This window comes from Flavobacterium sp. LC2016-23, assembly GCF_009674775.1.
Classification (GTDB): domain Bacteria; phylum Bacteroidota; class Bacteroidia; order Flavobacteriales; family Flavobacteriaceae; genus Flavobacterium.
The window spans coordinates 1-380 of sequence record NZ_WKKE01000091.1 but is presented as its reverse complement, the minus strand read 5'-3'; the positions used below and the strand labels follow the sequence as shown (position 1 = coordinate 380).

Annotated in this window: 1 pseudogene; it reads right to left on the bottom strand. The window is 40.3% G+C overall.

Features of this window, described 5'->3' with window-relative positions:
* Positions 1 to 380 (bottom strand): annotated as a pseudogene (locus tag GJU43_RS22995) (hypothetical protein); the annotation flags it as partial.

The window sequence follows — 380 nt, the reverse complement described above, 5'->3', positions numbered from 1 at the left end:
TAATAAGTTGTGCCATCAGTTAAAACTGTAGTTGACGGAATTGCATTTATTCCTTTCGCATCATCATACCACGTCACACCCGATTCAGCAGTTTTCAAATCAGCCACCGTTTTATTATCCACTTTACAGAATTCCTGTGTGGTTGCTCCTGTTGGCGTTTGCGGATCACTTAACGTAACTGTTACCGCTAGTCTTGTTGGGCTTTCGCAAGTACCTACTTTTAAGGATCCGTAATATACTTTATTGTTTTCAAGAAATGCCGTAGAAGAAATTGCGTTTATACCTGTTGCATCATCATACCACGTCACACCTGATTCTGTTGTTGCCAAATCAGCTACTGTTTTATTATCCACTTTACAGAATTCCTGTGTGGTTGCTCC